This is a genomic window from Zoogloea oleivorans (genome assembly GCF_008107625.1).
GTDB classification, from domain to species: domain Bacteria; phylum Pseudomonadota; class Gammaproteobacteria; order Burkholderiales; family Rhodocyclaceae; genus Zoogloea; species Zoogloea oleivorans.
In genome coordinates, this window is the sequence record NZ_SDKK01000009.1 from 137235 (window position 1) to 160051 (window position 22817).

The following is a 22817-nucleotide window of genomic DNA, read 5'->3' on the forward strand; positions in this document are numbered from 1 at the left end:
CTCATAAGAATCATCAAGCGTCTGATGAATTTCATGAGATCTCTGATGATTCGACTCAGACCTCACACGGTTTTCGTGAAAATCGGCAAGAAAACTCAGGCCTGCAGCGCAGGCATCATCACCTGAATCAACTCGCCACCTTCAGGCGTCACCCAGCTGCCGGCCAGCTCGGCAATCAACTGGTTGGTGCTGGTTAGCGTTACACCGGCCTGCGCCATCCTGCGCAAGGCAATGTCATCGGCCATACTGGTCGGCGACCCGCCCGCATCGGCAACGACCTGCACCTCGAAGCCGTCCCCCACCAGGCTAAGGGCCGGATAAACCGTGCACACGTCATTGGTGACGCCGGCAATGATGAGTTTCCTGCGCCCGGTCGCCTTGACCGCTGCGGCAAAGTTTTCGTCATCCATGGCATTGACGATGCCGAAGCGTTTGACGCGTGCCGCAAATTCAGCGGGCAGGATGGATTCCAGTTCGCTCAGCAGGGGGCCCTGGGCGTATTCCTCCATGCTGGAGGTCAGCACGACCGGCATTTTCAGGATGCGGGCGGCCTGCGCCAGCATCAGCGCATTCCGTTTCATCTCTTCAAACGAAATCGACTTGACCCAGCCCATAGTGCCAACCTGATGGTCGATCAGCAGCATGGCGGCATTGTCAGCGGTAAATCTTGCGAAGCGCATGTTTTTCTCCTTGCAGAATTGATAGGGTCAGACAGACCCGAACTCCCCGCGCTGGTACGCGGTAATCCGTGCAGCCAGAGCTTCGGCGGAAGCCAGGGCCAGCGGCCCCTGCCAGTGCACCGGCTGATTGAGCGGCAGGCCAGAAAAGACGACGACCTTGGCACTCCCCCGCGTCGCCTCCAGCGTAATGTCATGGGACGTGGCCTGGGCCTGGAACACCGGCAATCCCGAGTCGCTGGCATCGAACGGTTCACCGTTGATCTCCACCGCGCCGAAGATCGGCATGATGAAAGCGCTGTGGCCGGGCGACACCGGAACGGCCAGGCTGGCGCCCTCGTCGAGCGAGATGTCCAGCAGGCAGACATCGGTGGGCGGACGCAGTGACGAGCGTGCCTCGCCAAAGGAGCCCAGCGGAACGCGAAGCTTCACCCCGGGCAGGTGCATGACCGGCACATCCTGCGGCTCAAGACTGAGCGAGAAAGGCTCGGCGTCCTGTTTTTCGACCGCCAGATTGACGAAGATCTGCAGCATATGAACGGTCTTGCCCGTGTGGACAGGCACCTCGTCATGCACCACTCCGCGACCGGCGGCGGTCCAGTGCAGGCCGCCAGGCTGAATGAGGTTGCGCGTGCCCAGCGAATCCCGGTTCCGGACACCCGTTTCCGAATCGAGAAACAGGTAGGACACCGCGGAGAAGCCGGCATGCGGGTGCGTCTGGAAGGTGGCGGCGCTCATCCAGGCGTGATCAACACCCAGAAAGGGGTCGATTGGCCTGGCCATCTCGCCACCGCGCAGCGCAAAGGCACGAAAGCCGCTGCCGATGTTCATGTGCTGCAAATGGGCAATCTCGCGCATGGCGGCGTCCCTCAATTGGCGTTGGTCCCGCTGGCGAACGGATAGTCCGTGTAGCCCTCGGCGCCCGGCGAATAGAAGGTGTTCTTGTCCGGGGTGTTGAGGGGAAGGCCCTGGCGGAAACGCTCGGGCAGATCCGGGTTGGACAGGAAGGCGCCACCGAATACCGTCGCGTCGGCCCGCTTATCGGCCAGCACGGCTTCCGCGCCAGTCTGGTCCAGGCCGCCGCCAATCAGGTAGGCGCCGTTGAACAGCGGGCGCAGCAAGGCGTGGTAATCGACCTTGGCGCCGAACAGCGCGACGTGCAGGTAGGCCAGATCGAGGCCGCGCACTTGCTCGACCAGATAGGTGTAGGTCTCCTGGGGATTGGCGTCGGTGATGTCGTTGAAGCCCATCTCCGGCGAAATCTTGATCCCGACGCGATCCCCGCCGGCCTCGGCAACCATGGCGGCCAGCACCTCCAGCACGAAGCGGGCGCGGTTTTCCACCGAGCCGCCGTATTGATCCTGGCGCTGGTTGCTGCCGGACGACAGGAACTGTTCGGGCAGGTAGCCCGAGGCGGTGTGCAGTTCGACGCCATCGAAGCCGGCGGCCAGGGCCCGGCGGGTGGCGAGGCGGTAGTCCTCGATCACGCCGGCGATGTCTTCCAGACTGAGTTCTCGAGGGGTCACGAAATCCTGCAAGCCGCTGGCGGTCCAGGTCTGGCCGGCCGGCTTGAGCGCCGACGGCGCGACGGGCTGGGCGTCGTTTGGCAGCAGCGACGGATGCGAGATGCGCCCGCAGTGCATCAGCTGCATGAAGATCCGGCCACCCTTGGCATGAACGGCCTCGGTCACCTTCTTCCAGGCCGCGACCTGGGCATCGGTCTCGATGCCCGGCGTGCGCACATAACCCTTGCCCATGGCCGACGGGAAAACGCCTTCGGTAATGATCAGACCGGCGCTGGCGCGCTGGCTGTAATAGGTGGCCACCAGATCGCTCGGGGTGCCGTTGTCGTCGGAACGCGAACGGGTCATCGGTGCCATGACCAGACGGTTTTGCAGCGTAAGGCGGCCGATACGAACGGGAGTGAAGAGCTGGCTCATGGGGCAATCCTGAGTGAAGTTAAGGTGAAGCCATGATCTGCCAACTCGAATTCGCGATAAAGTGGCTAAAATCGAAATGATTGATCCAATGATGGGGCAATGTAAGTGAAACTATTGAATGACATGGCCTTGTTCGTGGAGGTGGTCAAGGCGAAGGGCTTTCGCCATGCGGCGGAGGCGGTCGGCATCCCCAACTCGACGGTGTCCCGCCGCATCAGCGCCCTCGAAAAGGCCATCGGCCTGCGGCTGCTGCACCGGACGACCCGCAGGATCGAGCTGACCGAAGCGGGCCAGATCTACTTCGAGCGCTGCAAACGCATCGTCGATGAGGCCAAGCTGGCGCACGAGCAGCTGGGGGAGCTGCTGGCACAGCCGAGCGGTGTGCTGCGCGCCTCCCTGCCAGTGGATTTTGCGAACATCTACCTGGCGCCGCTGATTGCCGAGTTTGCGCGCCTGTATCCGGGCATCAGCTTCGACTTGGACCTGACCCCACGGGTGGTCGATCTCGTCGCCGAGCCTTTCGATGTCGCCATCCGCATGGGCCATCCACCGAGTTCCAACCTGATTGCCCGGCAACTCGCCAACCTGGCATGCCGCCTCTACGCCTCACCGCGTTATCTCGAGCAGTTTGGTGAGCCTTCACACCCCTGCGATCTGGCAAAGCACGAGTGCATCGGCTTCCGCTCCGGAAAAGCCAATGTGTGGCTGCTGCACAAGGGGGATGAAGCGCTGGAGATCACGGTCGGCGGCCGCTTCCAGCTCAACAGCGTGGGCTTGATCCGGCGGCTTGCCAGCCTTGATCAGGGCATCGCCGTCCTGCCGGCCGAAATCGTTGCGGAAGATGTCGCCCACGGGCGCTTGCAGCGCATCCTCCCCGACTGGGAAGGCCCGGCAACCCCGGTCTACGCGATGACTGAAACGCGTCTGCTACCGGCCAAGACGCAGCGTTTCATCGAGTTTCTGCGCGAACGGCTAAGCGGCCATGCCTTTGCATGAAATAGCCAGGATCCGGAGATTGCGGCACGATCGACCACCATGAAAAAAGCTCCCGAAGGAGCTTTTTTCATGGTCTGAGTCAGCCGCAAAAATCAATCACACGTCCAGATTCCGCGCATACAGCGCGTTGGCTTCAATGAACGCCCGGCGCGGTTCGACGTTGTCGCCCATCAGGGTGGTGAAGATCTCGTCGGCGGTGATGGCGTCGTCGATCTGTACGCGCAGCAGGCGGCGTACGGCCGGGTCCATGGTGGTTTCCCAGAGTTGCTCGGGGTTCATTTCGCCCAGACCCTTGTAGCGCTGCTTGCTGATGCCGCGTTCGACGTCGGCGAGCATCCAGCGGATGGCGTCGGCGAAGCTGGTGACGGCTTGCTGCTTTTCACCGCGACGCATGACAGCGCCGGGCTGGATCAGGCCGGAAATGGATTCGGTGGCCAGGCGCACGGTGCGGTAGTCGCCGGAGCGCAGGAAATCGGCGTCGATCTGGGTCAGCTTGCGGTTGCCGTGGTGCATGCGGGCAATGTCCAGCGTCCAGGCTTCGGTGCTTTCGTTGAAGATGGCCTCGATGCTGACTTCGCTGCCGACGGCGGCCTGCAGGCGGGCGGCGGAGTCGCGGGCCGCCGTTTCGTCGTCGAGCGACAGGGGCAGATCGTGGGCCAGCAGTGCGTGCAGGACGGCCGAATCGATCCAGTCGGCGAGGCGCCGGATGATGGCTTCGGCGAGCAGGTAGGTGCGCGCCAGGCCGCCGAGGGCGTCGGTGTCGATGGCGGCGAGGCCTTCACCGGGGGTGAGCGAGGCGCCTTCGAGGCCGAGCTTGAGCAGGTGGGCGTTAAGCTCGGTGTCGTCCTTGATGTACATCTCGTTCTTGCCGTGCTTGATCTTGTAGAGCGGCGGCTGGGCGATGTAGATGTGCCCGCGCTCGACGATTTCGCGCATCTGGCGGTAGAAGAAGGTGAGCAGCAGGGTGCGGATGTGCGCGCCGTCCACGTCCGCGTCGGTCATCAGGATGATGCGGTGGTAGCGCAGCTTTTCGGGCTTGAAGTCTTCGACGCCGATGCTGGTGCCGAGGGCGGTGATCAGCGTGGTGATCTGCTCGGAACTGATGAGCTTGTCGAAGCGTGCCCGTTCGACGTTGAGCACCTTGCCGCGCAGCGGCAGGATGGCCTGGAATTTACGGTCGCGGCCCTGCTTGGCGGAGCCGCCGGCGGAGTCGCCCTCGACGATGTAGATTTCGCACAGGGCCGGGTCTTTTTCCTGGCAGTCGGCGAGCTTGCCGGGCAGGCCGACGCCGTCGAGCACGCCCTTGCGGCGGGTCATTTCGCGGGCCTTGCGGGCGGCTTCACGGGCGCGGGAGGCTTCGACGATCTTGCCGCAAATCGTCTTGGCGTCGATCGGGCGCTCCTGCAGGAAGTCGGCGAGCTTCTGGGCCACGACTTCTTCAACGGCCGGACGGGCTTCGCCGGAAACCAGCTTCATCTTGGTTTGCGAGGCGAACTTGGGGTCGGGCATCTTGACGGAGAGTACGCAGGCCAGGCCTTCGCGCATGTCGTCGCCACTGATGTCGACCTTGGCCTTGCGGGCAATTTCGTGTTCGTCGATGTACTTGTTGATGACCCGCGTCATGGCGGCGCGCAGGCCGGTGAGGTGGGTGCCGCCGTCGGCCTGGGGAATGTTGTTGGTGAAGCACAGCACCTGTTCGGCGTAGCTGTCGTTCCACTGCATGGCGACTTCGACGGCGATGGGCACGCCGTTCTGGATGGATTCGCCGGTGGAGTGGAAAACCGTGGGGTGCAGCACCGATTTGGAACGGTTGACGTATTCGACGAAGCCGGCCACGCCGCCGGCAAAGGCGAAGTCTTCTTCCTTGCCGTTGCGACGGTCGATCAGGCGGATCTTGACGCCGTTGTTGAGGAAGGACAGTTCGCGCAGGCGCTTGGCGAGGATTTCGTAGTGGAATTCGACGGTGCCGAAGATTTCTTCGTCAGCCAGGAAGTGCACTTCGGTGCCGCGCCGGTTGGTGTCGCCGAGCACGCGCAGGGGGCTGGTTTCGATGCCGTTGACGAGTTCGATCTGGCGGTCGATGGCGTGGCCGCGGTTGAATTCGAGGCCGTACTTCTTGCCGTCGCGGCGCACGATGAGGCGCAGCCACTTGGACAGCGCATTCACGCACGAGACGCCCACGCCGTGCAGGCCGCCGGACACCTTGTAGCTGTTCTGGTTGAACTTGCCGCCGGCGTGCAGCACGCACATGACGATTTCGGCCGCCGAGCGCTTGGGCTCGTGCTTGTCGTCCATCTTTACGCCGACCGGAATGCCGCGTCCGTTGTCGGTGACCGAGATGGAGTTGTCGGCGTGGATGGTGATGACGATGTCGTCGCAATGGCCGGCCAGGGCTTCGTCGATGGCGTTGTCGACGACCTCGAAAACCATGTGGTGCAGGCCGGTGCCGTCGGAGGTGTCGCCGATGTACATGCCCGGGCGCTTCCTCACGGCCTCCAGCCCTTCGAGCTGCTGGATGCTGGATTCGTCGTAGTTGTCGTTGGCGACAGGGGCGGCGGGGACGGCAGGGCTTTGCGGTTCGGACATGGTGCTCTCGGTTCTTCAGGTACGGCAGGACGACCCCCGAAACCGGGGGACGGGCAGACGAAGGGCGCGCGGACTTAAATGCGCATCGGCATCACGACGTATTTGAAGTCGGTGTTGTCGGCCAGCCCGAAGAGGGCGCTGGCGTTGCCGTCGTTGAAGCGGATTTCGATCTCGTTGGCGGACACGTTGGTCAGCACGTCGAGGAGATAGGTGACGTTGAAGCCGATGTCGAGGGTGTCGCCGCTGTAGTCGACTTCGAGCTCTTCAAGGGCTTCTTCCTGCTCGGCGTTGGTGCTCAGGAGCTTGAGGCTGCCTTCGGAGAGCATCAGGCGCACGCCGCGGAACTTCTCGTTGGTGAGAATGGCGGCGCGTTGCAGGGATTGCAGCAGGGCCAGGCGGCTGGCCTTGACCAGCTTGGGGTGGCCTTGCGGAATGACGCGCTCGTAGTCGGGGAACTTGCCGTCTATGAGCTTGGAGATCAGTTCGATGTTGCCGAAGCGGAAGACGGCCTGGTTGCCCACCAGGGTGACTTCCAGCGCCTCGTCGGAATCGGCCAGTTGGCGGGCCAGTTCGACCACCGTTTTGCGCGGCAGGATGACGTCGGTGCGGGCGTAGTCGCCGACCAGCGGGGATGCCGCGTAGGCCAGGCGGTGGCCGTCGGTGGCAACCATGCGCAGCAGGTTGCCAGCCACGACCAGCAACAGGCCGTTGAGGTAGTAGCGGATGTCCTGCTGGGCCATGGCGTACTGCACCAGCGCCAGCTGCTTCTTGAATGCGCGCTGGGTGGTGGTGAAGTGCACGCCTTCGCCTTCGGGCGGAGCCAGGCGCGGGTAATCGGCGGCCGGCAGGGTCTGCAGCTGGAAGCGGCTCTTGCCGGCTTTCAGGGTGATGCGCTTGTCGTCGAGGGTGAGGCTGACGTCGGCGGTGTCGGGCAGCGCGCGCAGGATGTCCTGCAGCTTGCGGGCGCCGACGGTGATGGCCACGTCTTCCGAACCGAGGGAGGCGGCGGTGGTGCTGTTGCGGATCTGGATCTCGATGTCGGTGGCGAGAAGGGTCAGGGCGTCACCCTTCTTCTCGATCAGCACATTGGAGAGGATCGGCAGGGTGTGGCGTTTTTCGACAATGCCGGACACCGATTGCAGCGGGGCGAGAAGGGCGTCGCGGGGCGCAGTGAAGAGCAGCATGGACTCAGGTCTCCGTATCTTTTTTCAGGGTGCGGGGCGCCATGGCGCCAAACCGCAAATCATAACTATCAGAAGCTTCAGCCACGCAACACCTGGGTGAGCACATGCAGGTCGTGGTTGAGCTGGGTGTCGCCCAGGCGCAGCTCGGCGATCGTGCGGCAGGCATGCAGCACGGTGGTGTGGTCGCGACCGCCAAAGGCTTCGCCGATGGCCGGCAGGCTCATGGGGGTCAGGTCCTTGGCGAGGAACATGGCCACCTGGCGCGGCCGGGCGATAACCCGGGTGCGCTTCTTGGAGTGCATGTCGGCGATCTTGATCTTGTAGTAATCGGCCACCGTCTTCTGGATGAACTCGGCGGTGAGCTGGCGGTTGTGGGCGTTGAGGAGATCCTTGAGGGCCTCCTTGGCCACTTCCAGCGTGACTTCCTTGCCGTGGAAGCGGGCAAAGGCGAGCACCTTCTTGAGCGCGCCTTCGAGCTCGCGCACGTTGGAGCGCAAATTCTTGGCGATCAGGAAGGCCACGTCCTCGTTCAGCGCAATGCGCTCGACTTCGGCCTTCTTCTTGAGAATGGCGACGCGCATCTCCAGCTCGGGCGGCTCGATCTGCACCGTTAAACCCCAGTCGAAACGGGAGATGAGACGGTCTTCGAGGCCCTGGACATCCTTGGGGTAGGTGTCGCTGGTGATGATGATCTGCTTCTTGGCCTCGGTGAGGGCGTTGAAGGCATGGAAGAACTCTTCCTGGGTCCGGTTCTTGTTATTGAAGAACTGGATGTCGTCGATGATCAGCACGTCGAGCGAGCGGTAGTAGCGCTTGAATACGTCGAAGGACTTTTGCTGGTAGGCGCGCACCACGTCGGCGTAGTAGTCCTCGGCGTGCACGTAGCGGATCACCGCCCGCGGGTTGGCCTTGAACACCGTGTTGCCGAGGGCGTGGATCAGGTGGGTCTTGCCGAGGCCGACGCCGCCGTAGATGAACAGCGGGTTGTAGGAGACGCCCGGGTTCTGGGCCACCTGCAGGGCCGCGGCGCGGGCCAGGTCGTTGGCGCGGCCGGTGACCAGGGTGTCGAAGGTGAAATCCGGGTTGAGGCGCGACTTGTCGTAATTGGCGACTTCGGCGGAGACCGAGGCTTCGGCGGCGATCTGGCGTCCGGTGTTCATGGCCGCCGGGACGTGGTTGCTGATCGGGGCGGGCTGGTTGCCGGCAGTGGGCGCAGCCGCAGCGGGGGCGGAGGCTGCCGGTGCTGCGGCGGCCGTCGTCGAGGTGCCCGGGCGACGCAGGCCGCCGGCCGGCGCGAGGGTTACCTCGATGGTCGGCATGCCGCCGAAGTACTCTTCGCTGAGTTCCTCGATGCGCCGCAGGTAGCGGTCGCGCAGCCACTGGCGGTGAAAATTGGACGGTGCCACCAGACGCAGGCCAGCCGCGTCCTCTCCTTGCAGGTCTTCAGCGCGCAGGGGGAGGATCCAGGTCTTGAACTGCTGGGCAGGCAACTCCTGTTCCAGGCAGCTCAGGCAATGCGTCCAGAACGCAGCGCATTGGGGCGACGATGAGGCTTCAGGCACGATTGGCGGGTGGTTGTGTTTCGACAGGAGAAGGCGCGCCTGTTAGCGTTTTCTGGCGCTGCCCCGACCATTGGCGGGGCTGTTGGACTCGCGCGCAGGGAGGTCCAGCCAATCGAGCATTGTACCCCTCCGCAGTAGACTTATCCACAGCTTCCAGCGCCTGCCAGCAGGGCTGTGGATGACTGCCCGGGCATGCCGCTCATGCAGCACTTGCCTCCTGGACGTGAAACGTGCTTGACAAACAGGGGGTTAACGTATGAAATTACGCGTTTGACTCAACTTTTCGGGCACGAAAAATGAAACGTACTTACCAACCTTCCGTCGTCCGTCGCAAACGCACCCACGGCTTCCTGGTTCGCATGGGCACCCGTGGCGGCCGCAAGGTCATCGCCGCGCGTCGCGCCAAGGGCCGTCATCGTCTCGCCGTCTAAGGTCTCTCCGGAGACCTCTTCCGCTGCCGGCGCCATGGATTGTTCGGCAGAGGAAGTTGTAGATACGGCAGGATTCGGCTTCGGCTCGTCCTTGCGACTGCATAAAACGGATGAGTTCTCATCCGTTTTTGCTTTTCGCCGGGTGGTGCGCGGGAAGTATTTCGCCCTCCACTATTGCCCGAACAAGGTCGGCACGCCCCGTATCGGCCTCGTTGTCGCCAAGAAGCTTGCCAAGCGTGCGGTTGTCCGCAATCTGGTGAAGCGCCTTGGTCGCGACGTGTTTCGTCACGCCCAGGCAACCCTGCCCCACTACGATCTGGTGTTACGATTGTCGGCCAAGGTTGGTGATGTGACGAAACGCACCATGCGCGAAGAGATGATCGGTCTGCTGGGACGCCTGCCTAAATGAAGGTCGTTATCCTGGCGCTGCTGCGCGTCTATCGTTACGCCATCAGCCCCATGCTTGGACGCAATTGCCGTTTTGTTCCGTCCTGTTCCGAATACGCCGTGGAGGCCGTGGAGCGTCATGGCGCCCTCAGGGGTTCCTGGTTCGCTGCGCGCCGGGTGTGCCGCTGCCATCCGTTCAGCGGTGGCGGCTTCGATCCTGTGCCATGAAGCCATTGCCTTCCCCCGACTTCCCGCCCCAACTCCTTCCTGACACTGACTCCGATGGATAACCGTCGCCTGCTCCTTCTTCTCGTCTTCTCGTTCTCCCTGGTCATGCTGTGGGACGGCTGGCAGAAGCACAACCAGCCCAAGGTGCCGGCATCCGCCGCAGCCGCCAACTCTACTGCCGGTGTACCGACGCCGACCGCGGGCACTCCGGGCGCTGTTGCGCTGCCCGGCGGGCCTGTTGCCGCAGCGGCTGTCTCCGCACCGCTGGCCACCATCCGCACCGATGTGCTGGTGGCCGAAGTGTCGGCCCAGGGCGGTGACATCGTCCGGCTCGAGCTGACCAAGCACAAGTCGACCGAAGACCAGACCCGCAACTACGTGCTCTTCGACAACGGCGAGAAGCACAACTACGCGGCCCAGACGGGCCTGATCGGCACTGGCCTGCCGAACCACAAGACGCCCTTCACGCTGGCCGCCACGGCCGTCGAGTTGAAGGACGGCGAGGATGCCGTCACCCTGCGCCTCGATGCGGCACCCACTGCCGATGGCGTCAAGGTGACCAAGCTGATCACCTTCCACCGCGGCAGCTACATGGCCGAAGTCAGCTACGAGATTGCCAACGGCAGTGCCGCAGCGCTTGCACCCCATGCCTACTTCCAGTTCACCCGTGACGGTCAGCCGGCCGAGCAGCCTGGCGGCTTCGGTGTGCAAACCTTCACCGGTCCGGCTTTCTACACCGAAGCCGAGAAGTACCAGAAGGTCGCCTTCGAAGATATCGCCAGCAAGAAGGCCAAGTTCGTTACCAAGACTTCCGACGGCTGGGCTGCCATGGTCCAGCATTACTTCGTCGCCGGCTGGGCGCCGAAGGAAGGCGAGCGCGAATTCTTCGCCAACCAGGTGAGTTCCGACCTCTACTCCGCGGGCGTGATCCTGCCGGTGGCGTCCATCGCCCCGGGCCAGACCGGCAAGCTCAGCGTGCCGCTCTACGCCGGTCCGCAGGAGCAAAGCCGTCTGGAGCAGTTCGCCAAGGGCTTCGACCTGGTGGTGGACTATGGTTTCCTGACCATCATTGCCGCCCCGCTGTTCTGGGTACTCGAGTGGTTCCACAAGCTCACCGGCAACTGGGGCTGGGCCATCATCCTCGTCACTGTTGCCCTGAAGGCCTTGTTCTTCCCCCTGTCCGCGGCCAGCTACAAGTCGATGGCCAAGATGAAGACCCTCGGCCCGCGCCTGCAGCGTCTCAAGGAGCAGTGCGGCGACGACAAGATGAAGCTGCAGCAGGCCATGATGGACCTGTACAAGCGCGAGAAGGTCAATCCGCTGGGCGGCTGCCTGCCGATCCTGATCCAGATTCCGGTGTTCATCTCCCTGTACTGGGTGCTGCTGGGTGTCGTTGAAATGCGCGGCGCGCCGTGGCTGGGCTGGATCCAGGATCTGTCGGTGAAGGATCCCTACTACATCCTGCCCTTGATCATGGGTGCCACCAGCCTGATCCAGACCCGCCTCAACCCGGCCCCGCCCGATCCTATCCAGGCCAAGGTGATGATGATGATGCCCGTCCTCTTCACCGTCATGTTCCTGTGGTTCCCGTCCGGCCTGGTGCTGTACTGGGTCGTGAACAACACCCTGTCGATTGCCCAGCAATGGCAGATCAACCGCATGATTGCAGCCGGTGGCAAACCCGCCGAGTGACGTTATCGCGGCGATTGCCACTGCGCCGGGGCGCGGTGGCATCGGCGTGGTCCGGCTTTCCGGGCCGAATCTTTCTGCGCTCGCGGCCGGTTTCTGCGGTCGCGAGCCGCAAGCCCGACTGGCCCAGTTTGCCCGCTTCCGTGACGGCAGCGGCGGCCTGATCGACGAAGGCCTCCTCCTCTACTTCCCGGCGCCCCACTCTTTCACCGGCGAAGACGTCATCGAATTGCAGGGCCACGGCGGCCCGGTGGTCATGCAGATGCTGCTGGCCCGCTGCCTCGAACTCGGCGCCCGCCTCGCCCAGCCCGGCGAATTCACCCGCCGCGCCTTCCTCAACGGCAAGCTCGACCTGGCCCAGGCCGAAAGCGTCGCCGACCTCATAGAAGCCTCTACTGCTGCCGCTGCGCGCTCCGCAGTGCGTTCCCTCACCGGCAGCTTCTCGAAGGAAGTGCACGCCCTCTGCGAGCGCCTGATCGACCTGCGCATGCTCGTCGAGGCGACCCTCGACTTCCCCGATGAAGACGTGGATTTCCTCATCGAGGCCAAGGCCTTCGAGCGCATCGAGGTCGTCGCCACCGAGCTGCGCGCCATCCTCGACCGGGCCCGCCAGGGCAGCCTGCTGCGCAACGGCCTGCACGTCGTGCTGGTCGGCCAGCCCAACGTCGGCAAGTCCAGCCTGCTCAACCGCCTCGCCGGCGAAGAGCGTGCCATCGTCACCGACATCGCCGGCACCACCCGCGACGTCCTGCGCGAGACCATTCAGATCGAGGGCATCCCGCTCCACATCACCGACACCGCCGGCCTGCGCGACACTACCGACGAAGTGGAGAAAATCGGTATCGCCCGTACCTGGCAGGAAATCGAACGCGCCGACGTGGTGGTGCGTCTGGTGGATGTACGCGCCGGCTTGACCGCCGCCGATGCCGACATTGACGTTCGCCTGCCTGCCGGCGTCGAACGGATTACCGTCTTCAATAAAGTGGATCTGGCCGATCGTGCCCCCGAGCGAGTCGAAACCCGCAGCGACGGCAAGCGTGGCGTCAGCCTCTACTTGTCTGCCAAAGCCGGCCAGGGCGTTGATCTGTTGCGCGCCGAACTCCTTCGTGTCGCCGGCTGGCACCGCCACGGCGAGGACGTGATCCTCGCCCGGGAGCGTCACCTGATCGCCCTGCGTGAAGCCCTCGCCCGCGTTGAAGCCGCCCTTGAGGCTCGTCAGGCGCTTGAGCTGATGGCCGAGGAACTCCGCCTCGCCCAGGAGGCGATCAACTCCCTCACCGGAGAGTTCACGCCGGACGATCTTCTCGGGGTGATCTTTTCGCGTTTCTGTATTGGAAAATAGCGAGCATGTCCGACATGCTCCGCAGTGTTCCGCCCAACCCCTTGAGGCCCGCGTAAATGCGGGCTTTCTTGTCTGTACAGCGCTTGTGTGTGTCCATCGCCTTCGCGGTGGTGGCGCTCATCGGCTGCACCGCTGCGGGATGCGCGTTTCACCCGGGAGTGACCACCGTCGGTGGCGGCGAATTTGTTATCACGAAGCAAGCTGTCAGCAGATTTTCTGAAACGGGTGAAATGAGAAAAGACTCGCTGGTCGAAGCAAGTCGGTTTTGTTCGTCAAAATTGAAAGACCTGCGCATCATCGGTCTCAAGGAAACCCAGCCGCCCTACTCTCCCGGCAACTACCCGCATATCGAACTGAGATTCGAATGTGACCCTTCCAGGTAGCGGCTTGTGAGCTCACAGGCAGAGGGTTTCTGCTTTAGTGCAGCCACTTTTTCTTCAGAATTTCCCATTCGTGCGTGGAGCAGAAGTATTCGACGACCTCGATTTCCCGCTGCTCAACCTGGTGGCGCCGCTCGTAGCCGGTCGGGGATTTGCCTTCCCTCTGGCGCCGATCCTTGCCTGAGCGTCGTTCATGGCCGCACCAGTTTTTCCCTCGGGTAATCAGTAGCTTTTCCATGGCGCTCACTCATCAAGGTTCTCTTGTGTGTTTGAGCATCCGCCTTTGACGGCGTATTGGATGCGAATTATTTCTCGATCGATGGGTCTGCTACCTATGTGGGCTGAGACATTTTTCTCACTTCCCGCCACAAGGTGAGCGCACCTTTTTTCGTAATCTAGCTTTACAAATAAGGCCTAATGTTCTGTGCCTTGCGTGCCGTTCACTCTTGAGTTCATCGGCCCAAATAGAAAGGGAGAGTTTCATGAGCATTGATTCTGTTGGCGGCGCTTCGAGTGCTGCCTATACCCCGGCGGTACAGCGTCAGCAGCCTGAAGCGGCTGAAGTCAAACAGGCAGGTCGTGACGGTGATCGTGACAAGGAGTACGGTGTGAGCAAGGTGGAACCCAGTCCTCCTGCTCCGAGCGTCAATACCGATGGCCAGGTCGTGGGACAGATTATCAACACCACTGCCTGAGCCGGTCTGCGTTCCGGTCAGTAACACTCCATCAGCCCCGGCCCGACGCCGGGGTTTTTGTTTTCGGGGTACGACTGGCATCATTCAGGGTGTGCCGTGTGTATCGCAACCAAAGACGCAGGAGAGTTATGCCATGGGCTGGGAACCGGATCGATACCTGCAGTTTTCCGATGAGCGTTTGCAGCCGGCCATCGATCTGTTGAACAGGATCCCCCTCGCGCGGTCGGAACGCATCGTGGACCTGGGCTGTGGGGCCGGCAACGTGACCCGCCTGCTCACCCAGCGCTGGCCGGAGGCTGACATCACCGGCCTCGACAGCTCGCCTGAAATGCTCGACCGCGCCCGTCGCGTTTTGCCGACGGCGCGTTTCGAACTGAGCGGGGTCGAGCGCTGGGAGCCGGACGGGCCCCCCGATCTGCTCTTCTCCAACGCGGCGCTGCACTGGGTTGGCGATCATTCCAGCCTATTTCCGCGCCTGCTCGACAGCCTGTCGCCTGGTGGGGTGCTGGCCGTGCAGATGCCTGGCAATTTTGAGGCCCCTTCCCATCGCCTGATCCGCGAGCTCGCGGCGTCTCCTGCGTGGACTGGAAAGCTCGGCCCGGGGCGCATGGGCGCGGTATTGCCGATGGCTGACTACCAGCACATCCTTGCTCCCCGCTGCACGCGCCTGAGCTTGTGGGAGACAACTTACTGGCAGAGCATGAGCGGCCCGGCGCCGGTACTCGACTGGTTGCGTGGCACGACCCTGATCCCCTACCTTGCACCGCTGGATGATGTGACCCGTGCTGCCTTCCTTGCCGAACTGGGGGCTAGTCTCGCTGCGGCTTATCCGGCCGATGCGACAGGCACCACCCTCTTCCCCTTCCGGCGCATCTTCATCCTCGCTCAACGATGAACCCCGCCCTGAACGCCCTCTTTGCCGAAGCTGCGCAACGCATTGCCGGTGCCGATGGTGTGCTCATCACCGCTGGTGCGGGAATGGGCGTGGACTCCGGGCTGCCCGACTTTCGCGGCAACTCCGGTTTGTGGCGCGCTTATCCGGCCCTTGGCAGTGCCCGTATCGCTTTCGAGGAGATCGCCTGTCCGGATGCCTTCCTGCGTAGCCCGACTCTCGCGTGGGGTTTTTACGGACACCGCCTGAACCTGTATCGGCGAACCGTCCCGCACCGGGGGTTTGCGATTCTGCAGGAGATCGCCAGCCGCCTGAGCCACGGCAGCTTCGTGTTCACCTCCAATGTGGACGGCCAGTTTCAGCGGGCCGGTTTTGCGGAGGCCACTGTGTGTGAGGTGCACGGTTCTCTGAATCACCTCCAGTGCATCGGTGCTTGCGGCGGAGTGATTACGCCGGCTGACGATTTTGTTCCGGAGGTTGACGAAGCGGCCTGCCTGTTGCGCTCACCGCTGCCCCGCTGTCCGATCTGCAATGACCTGCTGCGCCCCAATGTATTGATGTTCGGCGACTGGGGCTGGCTGTCGGGGCGAACGGCGGTCCAGCGGCAGCACCTGACGCGTTGGCTGCAGTCTACATCACGCCCGGTGGTCATCGAGATTGGTGCCGGCACTCATGTGCCCACTGTGCGCAGCTTCAGCGAGACACTCGGTGAGCCACTGATCCGCATCAACCCCACCGAACCGGAAATTCCCGGCCGTGGTGTCAGTCTGCCCCTCGGCGGGCTTGCTGCACTGTCCGGCATTCGCGCTGCGCTTGTCGCGCTCAACTTCTTGACAGACTGAGCCTTCTTGTTTCACGTGAAACACTGCTGATGGATTTGCCTTTGTTGCTGCTTGCGCTCGGCGCTTTTTGTGCCGGCCTGGTCGACGCCGTGGTGGGTGGTGGCGGTCTCATTCAGATACCGATGCTGTTTTCGGCCTACCCTCAGGCGTTGCCGGCAACCCTCTTTGGCACCAACAAGCTGGCCAGTGTTTTTGGGACCACCAGTGCTGCCATTCAGTATGGACGACGTCTGGCAATTCCGTGGCGGGCAGCAGCTCCCGCCGCAGGTACCGCTGCGCTGGGTTCGTGGCTCGGGGCGCAAGCTGTTGTTTTATTTCCGCCCGCTGCGCTGCGCCCGTTGATTCTGATGCTGCTGATTTTGGTCGCCATCTACACGTTCGTACGCAAGGATTTTGGGGTCATTCACCAGCGCCTCAGTGACCCCTCCCGCGAGTTGCGTCTGGCGATCCTGATTGGTGCGCTGATCGGCTTTTACGACGGCTTCTTCGGCCCCGGGACCGGCAGCTTTCTGATCTTTCTGTTTATCCGCTTTCTTGGCATGGATTTCCTGCACGCCTCCGTGTCAGCCAAGATCGTCAACGTGAGCACCAATCTTGCGGCCCTTGCTGTCTTCGTATTCCATGGCCAGGTGTTGTGGCAGGTTGCTGCGCTGATGGCTTGCTGCAACCTGCTGGGCTCGCGCGTCGGGGCCGCCCTCGCCCTGCGTCACGGCGCGGTTTTTATCCGCAAGGCTTTCCTTGTGGTCGTGGTGGTGCTGATCTTGTGCTTCAGTGTCGACACTTTTTTGTATTGACAGGAGTGTTCCACGTGAAACAGTCCGATGCTGTCGTCGTTCCTCTCGCCACTGATATCGGGCTCGCGATTCGTCGCCAGGCGCCAGTCCACGAGACGACGAGTGCCTGCCAGCACATCGCGGTGGAAAGGAGTGCCACCTTCGGTCGTCTCTATCGTCTCGATGGCGATGCAATGGCCGCCGAGGCCGACGAGTTCATGCTTCACGAAAGCCTGGTCCACCTCCCCGCCCTTAGTCATCCGGGGCCGGCAAGTGCCCTGATCCTCGGCGGGGGCGATGGCGCCTCGGCTCGTGAACTCCTCAAGCATCCGAGTGTGATGCGCATCCTGGTGGCTGAGCTCGATCCCGACGTCGTTCGCGTGGTGAGCGACAAGATTCCGACGCTGCCCGCCGGTGCCTTCGACAACCCCCGCGTTGTACTGCGTCTCGGCGACGCCGCCGACACCCTGCGCATGGCACAGCAGGCCGGCGAGCGTTTCGATCTGATCCTGTTCGATCTAACCGAAGCCGATGATCCGGCCTGTGCCCATCTGCATGGCGACGATTTTCTGCGCCTGTGCGCGGCCAGCCTGACGCCCCGGGGTATGATCCACGTCCAGCTTGGTTCGCCCTTTTACCAGCCGCACAAGAGCGCCGCCCTGCATCAGCGTCTGCGCGCCGTTTTTCCCTCGGTACGCACCAGCCTGATCAGCGTGCCTCTTTATGGCGGCCCCTGGCTCCTGGCCTGCGCCAGCCTCCTTGAACCGCGGGATGACAGCGCGGCAAGCCTCGACACCCGCCTGGCCGAACGGCGAATCACCGGTCTGCGTTATTACAATCCGGTCCTGCATCACGCCAGCCAGGTCCTGCCTAACTACATTCGCGAGCTCCTCGCCTGAAGCCCATGCACACTCGTCCCCGCTCCCATCCCGGTACCGCTGCTCCCGTCCTGCCCGAAGACAGCCTCGCCTACGCATTGCTCACCACCGCCCAGCTCGTGGCCGACGTGGTCGCCGGTGGCACCCTGACCGAGTCCCTCGCCAAGCTGTGGATCGCCCGTCCGGCCACCCCGCCGGGCGTGCGCGGTGCCATTCTCGATCTCGCCTACGGCACCCTGCGGGACTTCGGTCGTCAGGACTTCATCCTCGACAAGCTGCTCCAGAAGCCCTTGCAGGAGCCGGTCCAGTCGCTGTTGCGGGTGGCTCTGCATCGTCTGGATACACGTCCTGACACCGCCCACACCACGGTCGATCAGGCTGTCAGTGCGGCGGCAACGGTGCTCGGCGGCAACTTCAAAGGCGTCGCCAATGGTGTCCTGCGCAATGCCCTGCGTCAGGCTGTCGACCTCAACAAGGCTGCCGATGCCGACATGGTTTCCGAGTTTCGGCACCCGGCCTGGTGGATCCGCCGTATCCGCACTCAGTACCCGGACAACTGGCGCAGCATTCTTGCCGCCGGCAATACCCACCCGCCGATGGCCCTGCGCATCAACCCGCTGCGTGCTACCCGCGATGAAACCCTGGAGAGTTTTGCCGAGGCCGAGTTGCCGGTTTGCGTGTTGCCCAATGGCGCCCTGTTGCTCGAACGCCCGGTGCCGGTAGCCCGCATCCCCGGCTTTGTCGAAGGCTGTGTCAGTGTGCAGGATGCCGGTGCCCAGTACGCCGCCCTGCATCTGGACCTGGCCGATGGCCAGCGCGTCCTCGACGCCTGTGCGGCGCCCGGCGGCAAAACGGCCCACATCCTCGAAAGCGCCGACGTCATGCTGACGGCGCTCGACACCGATCCGGCTCGCGCACGTCGCGTCAGCGAGAACCTCGATCGCCTCGGTCTCAAGGCCAACGTAAAGACCGCCGATTGCCGGGATCTCAACCGCTGGTGGAACGGCCGTCCCTTCGACCGCATCCTGGCCGACGTTCCCTGCTCCGCCTCTGGCGTGGTGCGCCGCAATCCGGACATCAAGTGGCTGCGCCGCTCCGACGACATCGCCCGCTTCGCTGCCCAGCAGAAAGAGATCCTTGAAGCCTTGTGGCAGGTCCTCGCGCCGGGTGGCAAAATGCTCTATGTCACCTGCTCGGTGTTTGCCGAAGAAAACCGGGAGCAGATCGCCGGATTTGCGGCCCGTCATCCCGACTGTCGCCGCCTGTCCATTGCCGACCAGCCCGACTGCCAGTACTTGCCTTGCGCCGAACATGACGGATTCTTCTACTCCCTGCTCGAAAAAACCCCCTGAGCGTCGCCGCTTTCTGCAGCAGGCCGGCGGCCTTGCTGCGGGGGCATGGCTCGCTCTCGGCGCCGCGTCGGTTCGTGCTGCCGAAGCGGAGATTCGTGCGGCCTCGATCATCCCGAGTGACGACCAGTACATCCTCAACGTCGATATCGCCGCCGAGCTGACGCCCCTGCTTGCCGACGTGGTGGCCCGCGGGGTGTCGCTCTACTTCGTTACCGAGTTCGAACTGAGTGCCTCACGCTGGTACTGGCTCGACGAGGAAGTCGTCAGCAAGACCCTGACCTACCGTCTCTCCTACCAGTCCCTCACCCGCCAGTACCGTCTCACCACTGGCGCCCTGCATCAGAATTTCGGTAGTGCCGAAGAGGCGCTGCGCACCATGCTGCGCATCCGCAACTGGGGCATTGCCGACCGCAACGCCCTGCGCATCGGGCGCAGCTACAACGCTTCGCTGCGCTTCCGCCTGGACGTCGGTGAGCTGCCCAAGCCACTGCAGGTCAGCGCCTTCGGGCGCAAGGACTGGAACCTCTCCAGCGACTGGTATCGGTGGACTTTCGTCGCGGCCCGGGAAGCCAAATGAGACCCACCGCCCTCGTCGTAGCCGCGGCCATCGCTGGCATCCTGCTCTTCCTGCTCGCCACCGCCAGCGCCAATACGCCCCTTTTTGCGCGCAATTACACGTTGCTGCTGGGCCTCAACGGCATCATTGCCGTGGGGCTGGCGAGCCTTGTCTTCGTCCAGTTGCGGGGCCTGTGGCGCGAGTACCGGGCACGTCGTTTTGGCTCCCGCCTCAAGCTGCGCCTGATGGCCATTTTCGCCGCCATGGCGGTGGTGCCGGGCGTGCTGGTGTATGCGGTGTCCCTGCAGTTCGCCGTCAAGAGCATCGAGTCGTGGTTCAACGTGCGCGTCGATGCGGCGCTCGAAAGCGGCCTTCAGCTCGGCCGCACCAGCCTCGACATCCTGCTTACCGAACTTGCTTCCAAGGCCGATCAGATCGCCCTTGAACTGGAGGTCGCCCCGCAGATTCGCTCCCCGTTGCTCAACCAGTTGCGCGAGCGCAGCAGTGTTGAATCGGCGACGGTCTTCTCGCCGGCGGGCAAGATCATCGCCACTGCCGATACCCAGCTCGACACCCTGATGCCCGAGCAGCCGACCGGCAGCCAGCTCCGCCAGGCACGCCAGACCTACGGTTACCGGGCCGTGGAGGGCAACGCCAGCGACGGGCTGGTGCTGCGCGTCATCGTGCCGATTCCTGCTCGCCGTCTCGGCGAGCCGCAGTTGCTCCAGCTGACCCAGGGGGTCCCGCGTTCCTTCTCGATGCATGCGGCCAGTGTCGAGGCCGTGCACCGGGATTACCAGGAGCTGTCCCTGGCCCGCAACGGCCTGAAGCGCATCTACACGCTGACCCTCACACTCACTCTGCTGCTGGCGCTGTTCGCCGCGGTGGCCGTTGCCTTCGTGCTCACCCAGCGCCTGGCCGCCCCGCTGTTCATCCTGGCCGAAGGCACCCAGGCTGTTGCCGCTGGTGACTTCAGTCCGCGTCAGGCCCTCCCCGCCCGCGACGAACTCGGTGTGCTGACCCAGTCCTTCAACCAGATGACCCGCCAACTCGAAGACGCCCGTGCCCAGGCCGAGAGCAACCGGGCCGCCGTCGAACGCAACCGCGCCTACCTGGAAGGCGTGCTCGCCAACCTCTCGGCCGGGGTGCTGGCCTTCTCGCCGGACGGTCATCTGCGGGCCGCCAACCACGGTGCGATGACCATTCTCAACGACCAGCTGGACGGCTACGAAAGGGTTCGCCTGAACGACTGGGAAGACCATCTCATCTTCCGTAATGCCCTTGTCGAAGGCTTCGAGGCACCCGAGCCGGACTGGAACCGGCAGATCGAATTCTCCAATCCGGATGGCAGCACCCAGACCCTGCTGCTTCACGGCACGCGTCTGCCGGACGATACCGGTGGCGGCTGGGTGGTGGTTTTCGACGACATCACCCACCTCATCGCCGCCCAGCGCACGGCTGCCTGGGCCGAAGTGGCGCGTCGCCTCGCCCACGAAATCAAGAACCCGCTGACGCCCATCCAGCTGTCCGCCGAGCGCCTCCAGTTCAAGCTTGCCGACAAGCTCGACGACGAAGGCCGGGCGATGCTCGAGCGTTCCACCACGACCATCGTCAATCAGGTCGAGGCGATGAAGAACCTGGTCAACGCCTTCCGCGACTACGCCCGCATGCCGACCCCAGTGATGGCGCCCCTCGAACTCAACGCCCTGGTGCGCGAGGTGCTGGTGCTCTATGAAGGCTCGCCGGTGATGATCCATGCCGAACTCGCCGCCGAGTTGCCCCCGGTGATGGGCGACGCCACCCAGATTCGTCAGGTCATTCATAACCTGCTGCAGAACGCCGAGGACTCCCTGGCCGACCGGGACGATCCGGAAATCCAGCTGTTAACCCGAGCCGACGCCCGCCGGGTAGACTTGATCCTGCGCGACAACGGGGCCGGTTTTCCGCCTGAAATCCTGTCCCGTGCTTTCGAGCCCTATGTGACCACCAAGACCCGCGGCACCGGTCTTGGTCTGGCCATCGTCAAGAAGATCATCGACGAACACGAGGGCGAGATCCGTCTCGCCAACCGCGAAGCCGGCGGTGCGGAAATCCGCATCCGCCTGCGCAGCGCCCCTCACTCAGAGTCCAGTGCCCATGGCTAAAATTCTCATCGTTGACGACGAAGTCGGCATCCGCGAACTCCTCTCCGAGATCCTGCGCGACGAGGGGCACGACATCCTCCTCGCCGAGAATGCCGCCGCCGCCCGGGCTGCCCGTAATGCCGCGCGGCCCGACCTCGTCCTCCTCGACATCTGGATGCCCGATACCGACGGCGTCAGCCTGCTCAAGGAATGGTCCGCCAATGGTCAGCTGAGCATGCCGGTGGTGATGATGTCCGGCCACGGCACCATCGACACCGCCGTCGAAGCGACCCGCATCGGCGCGATGGAATTCCTCGAAAAGCCGATTGCCCTGCAAAAGCTCCTCGCCGCCGTCAAGCGCGGACTGTCCCGCATCAAGCCGGCCCACGCGCCGAGCCCCCTCGGCCTCGGCGCCTTTGCGCGTTCGGCGCCACTGCGCGATCTGCGCAAGCGCCTCGAACAGATGGCCGAGAAGTCGCGCATCATCCTGCTGCGGGTGGGTCCCGGCAGCCTCGCCGAGCTGTGCGCCCGGACGCTTCAGCGGGTCGGCACCCCGTGGCTGGACCTGTCGGTGTCGTCGATGCCGCTGGAGCTCAACATCCTCGAAACTGCCCGCAACGGCCTGCTCTACGTGCCGGAGCTGATTTACCTGTCGCGCCCCCAGCAGAAGAATCTGGTCTTCGCCATGGACCGCCTGGAGCGCCACGCCCAGACCCTGGTGGTGGCCACCGAGCATCGCCCGGAAGAACTCGTCGAGCACGGCTGGGACGAGCGCGCGCTGGCCCGCCTGTTCGAGGTTTCGCTGGCCCCGCCGGCTCTGGGTGAAATCCGTGACGAGATCCCCGAGATTGCCAGCCAGATCCTGCTGCACTACGTGGAGGCTGGCGAGGTGCCGCCCCACCGCCTGTCCTCCGCCGCCCTCAATGCCCTGCGCAACCAGGCCTGGCCCGGCGGCTATGCCGAGCTGAAGGCGGCCATCAAGTCCCTGTCCCTCGGCACGCTTGAAGAAGAGATCGGGATGGACGACGTGGCCCACCTGCTGGTCAAGAGTCCCTCGGTGGCCCTTGGTCTGCCTCTCGATCTGCCCCTGCGCGAAGCACGGGAAATCTTCGAGCGCCTGTACTTCGAACACCATCTGCAAATCGACGGCGGCAACATGACCCGCCTCGCCGAGAAGACCGGTCTCGAACGTACCCACCTCTACCGCAAGCTCAAGCAACTCGGCATCAGCGTCGGCCGGCGCCACGAAGAAACGAACTCCTGACCGCCTTCGCGGCAGTTCCACAAACCCAACACAAGGCGGC

General features: G+C 63.6%; 23 protein-coding genes. 16 read left to right on the forward strand and 7 right to left on the reverse strand.

Translation table 11 applies throughout. The features are described from left to right. Nucleotides 1-95: 95 nt before the first annotated feature. The 3 genes from ETQ85_RS11235 to ETQ85_RS11245 form a co-directional block, all read right to left on the reverse strand. Nucleotides 96-644, reverse strand: a complete 549-nt coding sequence (locus tag ETQ85_RS11235) for an isochorismatase family protein (protein ID WP_222862136.1) — start codon at nucleotides 642-644, stop codon at nucleotides 96-98. A 63-nt stretch (nucleotides 645-707) separates the two neighbouring features. Further along, nucleotides 708-1535, reverse strand: coding sequence for a pirin family protein (locus ETQ85_RS11240; protein WP_148579147.1), 828 nt, complete (start codon nucleotides 1533-1535; stop codon nucleotides 708-710). A gap of 11 nt (nucleotides 1536-1546) precedes the next feature. After that, nucleotides 1547-2617: an alkene reductase gene (locus tag ETQ85_RS11245; RefSeq protein WP_148579148.1), complete on the reverse strand. Its 1071-nt coding sequence runs from the start codon at nucleotides 2615-2617 to the stop codon at nucleotides 1547-1549. Nucleotides 2618-2722: 105 nt separating this feature from the next. Here ETQ85_RS11245 and ETQ85_RS11250 point away from each other — a divergent pair, with 105 nt between their 5' ends. Beyond that, on the forward strand, nucleotides 2723-3613 hold the full coding sequence (locus tag ETQ85_RS11250) for a LysR family transcriptional regulator (protein ID WP_148579149.1): 891 nt from the start codon (nucleotides 2723-2725) through the stop codon (nucleotides 3611-3613). 96 nt (nucleotides 3614-3709) lie between these two features. Here the strand turns inward: ETQ85_RS11250 and gyrB are convergent, their stop codons facing one another. From gyrB to dnaA, 3 genes are all read right to left on the reverse strand, one after another. Continuing rightward, nucleotides 3710-6199: a DNA topoisomerase (ATP-hydrolyzing) subunit B gene (gene gyrB / locus ETQ85_RS11255; protein ID WP_148579150.1), complete on the reverse strand. Its 2490-nt coding sequence runs from the start codon at nucleotides 6197-6199 to the stop codon at nucleotides 3710-3712. 74 nt (nucleotides 6200-6273) lie between these two features. Beyond that, on the reverse strand, nucleotides 6274-7383 hold the full coding sequence (dnaN, locus tag ETQ85_RS11260) for a DNA polymerase III subunit beta (RefSeq protein ID WP_148579151.1): 1110 nt from the start codon (nucleotides 7381-7383) through the stop codon (nucleotides 6274-6276). A gap of 77 nt (nucleotides 7384-7460) precedes the next feature. Beyond that, nucleotides 7461-8873, reverse strand: a complete 1413-nt coding sequence (dnaA, locus tag ETQ85_RS11265) for a chromosomal replication initiator protein DnaA (RefSeq protein WP_246128744.1) — start codon at nucleotides 8871-8873, stop codon at nucleotides 7461-7463. A 368-nt stretch (nucleotides 8874-9241) separates the two neighbouring features. Between dnaA and rpmH the strand changes: the two genes are divergently transcribed. From rpmH to ETQ85_RS11295, 6 genes are all read left to right on the forward strand, one after another. Next, nucleotides 9242-9376: a 50S ribosomal protein L34 gene (gene rpmH / locus ETQ85_RS11270; RefSeq protein ID WP_148579153.1), complete on the forward strand. Its 135-nt coding sequence runs from the start codon at nucleotides 9242-9244 to the stop codon at nucleotides 9374-9376. 34 nt (nucleotides 9377-9410) lie between these two features. After that, a complete protein-coding gene (gene rnpA / locus ETQ85_RS11275) occupies nucleotides 9411-9785 on the forward strand; it encodes a ribonuclease P protein component (RefSeq protein WP_148579154.1) in 375 nt (124 codons plus the stop codon). Then, nucleotides 9782-9991 carry a membrane protein insertion efficiency factor YidD gene (gene yidD, locus ETQ85_RS11280; protein WP_148579155.1) on the forward strand — a complete coding sequence of 70 codons (210 nt, stop codon included), beginning with the start codon at nucleotides 9782-9784 and terminating at the stop codon, nucleotides 9989-9991. The genes rnpA and yidD overlap by 4 nt, the downstream gene beginning before the upstream one ends. Nucleotides 9992-10045: 54 nt before the next feature. After that, the gene (yidC, locus tag ETQ85_RS11285; protein ID WP_148579156.1) at nucleotides 10046-11683 is read left to right on the forward strand and encodes a membrane protein insertase YidC; all 1638 of its coding nucleotides are present in this window, start codon (nucleotides 10046-10048) and stop codon (nucleotides 11681-11683) included. After that, nucleotides 11664-13022 carry a tRNA uridine-5-carboxymethylaminomethyl(34) synthesis GTPase MnmE gene (mnmE, locus tag ETQ85_RS11290; RefSeq protein WP_425473125.1) on the forward strand — a complete coding sequence of 453 codons (1359 nt, stop codon included), beginning with the start codon at nucleotides 11664-11666 and terminating at the stop codon, nucleotides 13020-13022. Before yidC ends, mnmE begins: the two co-directional genes overlap by 20 nt. 89 nt (nucleotides 13023-13111) lie before the next feature. After that, on the forward strand, nucleotides 13112-13405 hold the full coding sequence (locus ETQ85_RS11295; protein ID WP_148579158.1) for a hypothetical protein: 294 nt from the start codon (nucleotides 13112-13114) through the stop codon (nucleotides 13403-13405). A 34-nt stretch (nucleotides 13406-13439) separates the two neighbouring features. On the opposite strand, the gene ETQ85_RS11300 is transcribed toward ETQ85_RS11295, so the two are convergent. Then, entirely contained in the window at nucleotides 13440-13640 is a 201-nt protein-coding gene (locus tag ETQ85_RS11300; protein WP_148579159.1) for a hypothetical protein, read from the reverse strand. 244 nt (nucleotides 13641-13884) lie between these two features. On the opposite strand from ETQ85_RS11300, the gene ETQ85_RS11305 reads away from it, so the two are divergent. The 9 genes from ETQ85_RS11305 (at nucleotide 13885) to ETQ85_RS11345 (ending at nucleotide 22777) form a co-directional block, all read left to right on the forward strand. Further along, on the forward strand, nucleotides 13885-14097 hold the full coding sequence (locus ETQ85_RS11305; RefSeq protein ID WP_148579160.1) for a hypothetical protein: 213 nt from the start codon (nucleotides 13885-13887) through the stop codon (nucleotides 14095-14097). A 133-nt stretch (nucleotides 14098-14230) separates the two neighbouring features. Continuing rightward, the gene (locus ETQ85_RS11310; RefSeq protein ID WP_148579161.1) at nucleotides 14231-14992 is read left to right on the forward strand and encodes a methyltransferase domain-containing protein; all 762 of its coding nucleotides are present in this window, start codon (nucleotides 14231-14233) and stop codon (nucleotides 14990-14992) included. Next, nucleotides 14989-15831 (forward strand): SIR2 family NAD-dependent protein deacylase, encoded by an 843-nt coding sequence (locus tag ETQ85_RS11315; protein WP_148579162.1) that lies wholly within the window; start codon nucleotides 14989-14991, stop codon nucleotides 15829-15831. The genes ETQ85_RS11310 and ETQ85_RS11315 overlap by 4 nt, the downstream gene beginning before the upstream one ends. Before the next feature lie 29 nt (nucleotides 15832-15860). Beyond that, entirely contained in the window at nucleotides 15861-16625 is a 765-nt protein-coding gene (locus tag ETQ85_RS11320; RefSeq protein WP_148579163.1) for a sulfite exporter TauE/SafE family protein, read from the forward strand. 14 nt (nucleotides 16626-16639) lie between these two features. After that, nucleotides 16640-17503, forward strand: a complete 864-nt coding sequence (locus ETQ85_RS11325; protein ID WP_187394675.1) for a fused MFS/spermidine synthase — start codon at nucleotides 16640-16642, stop codon at nucleotides 17501-17503. 5 nt (nucleotides 17504-17508) lie between these two features. Beyond that, nucleotides 17509-18834: a 16S rRNA (cytosine(967)-C(5))-methyltransferase RsmB gene (gene rsmB, locus ETQ85_RS11330; RefSeq protein WP_148579165.1), complete on the forward strand. Its 1326-nt coding sequence runs from the start codon at nucleotides 17509-17511 to the stop codon at nucleotides 18832-18834. Next, nucleotides 18794-19411: a DUF4390 domain-containing protein gene (locus tag ETQ85_RS11335; protein ID WP_148579166.1), complete on the forward strand. Its 618-nt coding sequence runs from the start codon at nucleotides 18794-18796 to the stop codon at nucleotides 19409-19411. Before rsmB ends, ETQ85_RS11335 begins: the two co-directional genes overlap by 41 nt. Continuing rightward, a complete protein-coding gene (locus ETQ85_RS11340) occupies nucleotides 19408-21534 on the forward strand; it encodes a sensor histidine kinase (RefSeq protein ID WP_148579167.1) in 2127 nt (708 codons plus the stop codon). Before ETQ85_RS11335 ends, ETQ85_RS11340 begins: the two co-directional genes overlap by 4 nt. Beyond that, on the forward strand, nucleotides 21527-22777 hold the full coding sequence (locus ETQ85_RS11345) for a sigma-54-dependent transcriptional regulator (protein WP_148579168.1): 1251 nt from the start codon (nucleotides 21527-21529) through the stop codon (nucleotides 22775-22777). The genes ETQ85_RS11340 and ETQ85_RS11345 overlap by 8 nt, the downstream gene beginning before the upstream one ends. Nucleotides 22778-22817 lie beyond the last annotated feature (40 nt).

What these genes read in the sequence shown, in the direction of transcription:
- ETQ85_RS11235 (WP_222862136.1), bottom strand. Translation starts at nt 644, where the DNA reads ATGCTGCTGATCGACCATCAGGTTGGCACTATGGGCTGGGTCAAGTCG.
- rnpA (WP_148579154.1), top strand. Translation starts at nt 9,411, where the DNA reads ATGGATTGTTCGGCAGAGGAAGTTGTAGATACGGCAGGATTCGGCTTC.
- ETQ85_RS11240 (WP_148579147.1), bottom strand. Translation starts at nt 1,535, where the DNA reads ATGCGCGAGATTGCCCATTTGCAGCACATGAACATCGGCAGCGGCTTT.
- rsmB (WP_148579165.1), top strand. Translation starts at nt 17,509, where the DNA reads ATGCACACTCGTCCCCGCTCCCATCCCGGTACCGCTGCTCCCGTCCTG.
- ETQ85_RS11310 (WP_148579161.1), top strand. Translation starts at nt 14,231, where the DNA reads ATGGGCTGGGAACCGGATCGATACCTGCAGTTTTCCGATGAGCGTTTG.
- yidC (WP_148579156.1), top strand. Translation starts at nt 10,046, where the DNA reads ATGGATAACCGTCGCCTGCTCCTTCTTCTCGTCTTCTCGTTCTCCCTG.
- yidD (WP_148579155.1), top strand. Translation starts at nt 9,782, where the DNA reads ATGAAGGTCGTTATCCTGGCGCTGCTGCGCGTCTATCGTTACGCCATC.
- ETQ85_RS11345 (WP_148579168.1), top strand. Translation starts at nt 21,527, where the DNA reads ATGGCTAAAATTCTCATCGTTGACGACGAAGTCGGCATCCGCGAACTC.
- dnaN (WP_148579151.1), bottom strand. Translation starts at nt 7,383, where the DNA reads ATGCTGCTCTTCACTGCGCCCCGCGACGCCCTTCTCGCCCCGCTGCAA.
- ETQ85_RS11300 (WP_148579159.1), bottom strand. Translation starts at nt 13,640, where the DNA reads ATGGAAAAGCTACTGATTACCCGAGGGAAAAACTGGTGCGGCCATGAA.
- ETQ85_RS11340 (WP_148579167.1), top strand. Translation starts at nt 19,408, where the DNA reads ATGAGACCCACCGCCCTCGTCGTAGCCGCGGCCATCGCTGGCATCCTG.
- ETQ85_RS11320 (WP_148579163.1), top strand. Translation starts at nt 15,861, where the DNA reads ATGGATTTGCCTTTGTTGCTGCTTGCGCTCGGCGCTTTTTGTGCCGGC.
- ETQ85_RS11305 (WP_148579160.1), top strand. Translation starts at nt 13,885, where the DNA reads ATGAGCATTGATTCTGTTGGCGGCGCTTCGAGTGCTGCCTATACCCCG.
- ETQ85_RS11335 (WP_148579166.1), top strand. Translation starts at nt 18,794, where the DNA reads ATGACGGATTCTTCTACTCCCTGCTCGAAAAAACCCCCTGAGCGTCGC.
- ETQ85_RS11315 (WP_148579162.1), top strand. Translation starts at nt 14,989, where the DNA reads ATGAACCCCGCCCTGAACGCCCTCTTTGCCGAAGCTGCGCAACGCATT.
- gyrB (WP_148579150.1), bottom strand. Translation starts at nt 6,199, where the DNA reads ATGTCCGAACCGCAAAGCCCTGCCGTCCCCGCCGCCCCTGTCGCCAAC.
- rpmH (WP_148579153.1), top strand. Translation starts at nt 9,242, where the DNA reads ATGAAACGTACTTACCAACCTTCCGTCGTCCGTCGCAAACGCACCCAC.
- ETQ85_RS11245 (WP_148579148.1), bottom strand. Translation starts at nt 2,617, where the DNA reads ATGAGCCAGCTCTTCACTCCCGTTCGTATCGGCCGCCTTACGCTGCAA.